Here is a 1,870-nt window from a genome sequence, read left to right as displayed (position 1 = left end):
CTTCAATATCCCGATGATCTGTTCTTCTGTGAACCGTGAACGCTTCATTTGTCCGTCTCCTGATCGTAACGGACTCTACCAAATTCTGGAGGAAGTTCAGGGTCTCAGGTCATTGACCGCAAACAATCCCCCACAAGTTCTATTAGTTGCTTCTCATTTGAGGAGCAGTTTATTCCAAACTTTTAGGAGAAAGAAAGTGCAGACTAAATCACCGGTACGCCAATGACACAAATCGTTATCTCTGGCGATTTAACCAGAGTGAATAATAGAATGGAGCTCCATCAGTCCCACAATATCGCTTGGTTTTCTCGTCTTTTTACGCCTATTTTTGAGTCACTAGGGTTCAAGGTGTATACTGTTGGAGAGAAAAAGAATGACTTTCCTCTAAACCTCCTCCACGATTCGATCTACGATCAAACCTCCCGCCAAATTCAAGATCAATGGGCGACGCGTTATGACGCCGGCTTCCCGGCCCCATTTATCAAGAAACTTATTGACGCATTTGGGCCCGCAACGTTTTTTTTGTTCGAGGCATCACCCGCATTCATGGATGCCTTGGATTCTGCCGGGATGGTGTATCTTAACTTCCGCGTCCACCCTATCCGATTCGCTTCCGACCTAATTTTTGCAATCAAGACAAATGATAAAAACTTTGCTCTAAGACTGAGGCAATTCGCGATGAAAGGCAATTTCCTAAAGCGAGAAGTGAAGCTGTGTCGAAGGCGGTGGCGTAAATCACCAAATGCGATCCCCGCCGGGTCAACGATATTTATGGCGCAGACGAATGAAGATGCTAGCCTAATAGAAAAGGGCCGGTTCTTGAGGATCGGTGATTTTTCGGAAATATTGAGGGACGAAATCAATTCGTCTCGTGCAATATTCTACAAACGCCATCCCCATGTACGCAACCAAGAATCTTTTGATTTTTGGCAACATATGTTCCCGAATACAAAAGAGGTCCCAAGCGATATTTCGGCTTACGAGTTATTCTGTCAAAGCAAGGATTTAAGGATCGTTACAATCTCGTCAGGTTCCGCTTATGAAGCCGAGCTTTTTGGACACTCTACATTGTATCTGTCCGGTCGCCACTGGGGAGGCGATTTTTATCGGGACTACGTACCTATAACCCATGAGTACTGGTACCCAGAGTTTTGGAGGCACGTGTTCGATACGCAGGGAACTGCGCGCTCCTGGATACAGACTCTTACTCGGCGAGGCATTAACGCAGGTAAGTTGCCTTTCGTAGAAGGTAGGCTTAAGGGGCTGATTAATTTCGAATGGTCAAAGCCATGATATAAGGAAATTAGCAAGCAATGCTCCCGGCAATGCCATGAAGATTTCTCGGCTTTGCTGCGGCTGCAACCAAAGCCGCCCCAGCGCTTGAAGTCGGATCATCGCACCAATAATTCTTGTGAATGCCGTCACCGGCTTTGTTGGCTTGATCGCTCACTCGTGGTAAGCGCCGCTTTACCCTTGACGGAAGGGGATGACGTTCTTGCCGCGCATGAACGCAAGGGCGCCCTCTGCCTTGATAGTTTTGACTGCGACGTCTCGAGCCTCTGTGTCGGATTCGAACTGGTCGTCCCATACGTGACTGGTGTTTTGGTGATCGACCACTTCAAGCGTCCATGTCGTATAGGTTTCAAGCCGGAAGATGTCGATAGAGAAGGGATAGCCATCAACGACGATCCTCTTACTTTTACCAGAAGTCACCAGATTGGGGTCGTCGTCTTCGATCACGGCTCACGTCCAAGCTTCCACATCACTTCGACGAGTATGCCAGTGGAGTTCAAACCGTCAAGCGCCTGGCTTGACGGTCTGACCTGCCACTGAGAATTTCCTCCAGAATAATTCAGAGTCCGGCCTATTA

Annotated in this window: 3 protein-coding genes; 2 read left to right on the top strand and 1 reads right to left on the bottom strand. The window is 47.9% G+C overall.

Going from position 1 to position 1,870, the window contains the following annotated elements:
- Positions 1-226: hypothetical protein (locus tag RAC79_RS25565; RefSeq protein ID WP_374997695.1), on the top strand; the 226-nt coding region annotated here is incomplete at its 5' end.
- The gene (locus RAC79_RS25560) at positions 223-1,293 is read left to right on the top strand and encodes a hypothetical protein (protein ID WP_065657634.1); all 1,071 of its coding nucleotides are present in this window, start codon (positions 223-225) and stop codon (positions 1,291-1,293) included. The genes RAC79_RS25565 and RAC79_RS25560, both read left to right, overlap by 4 nt.
- Before the next feature lie 174 nt (positions 1,294-1,467).
- Here RAC79_RS25560 and RAC79_RS25555 read toward each other — a convergent pair whose 3' ends face one another.
- Entirely contained in the window at positions 1,468-1,740 is a 273-nt protein-coding gene (locus RAC79_RS25555; RefSeq protein WP_080818995.1) for a hypothetical protein, read from the bottom strand.
- Positions 1,741-1,870 lie beyond the last annotated feature (130 nt).

This window comes from Agrobacterium sp. LR_9, assembly GCF_041954855.1.
Classification (GTDB): domain Bacteria; phylum Pseudomonadota; class Alphaproteobacteria; order Rhizobiales; family Rhizobiaceae; genus Agrobacterium; species Agrobacterium leguminum.
The sequence above is the reverse complement of the archived record's forward strand: the minus strand, read 5'-3'. Positions and strand labels throughout refer to the sequence as shown.

Excerpts from the sequence above, each read along its gene's own strand:
- RAC79_RS25560 (WP_065657634.1), top strand. The coding sequence starts at position 223 with ATGACACAAATCGTTATCTCTGGCGATTTAACCAGAGTGAATAATAGA.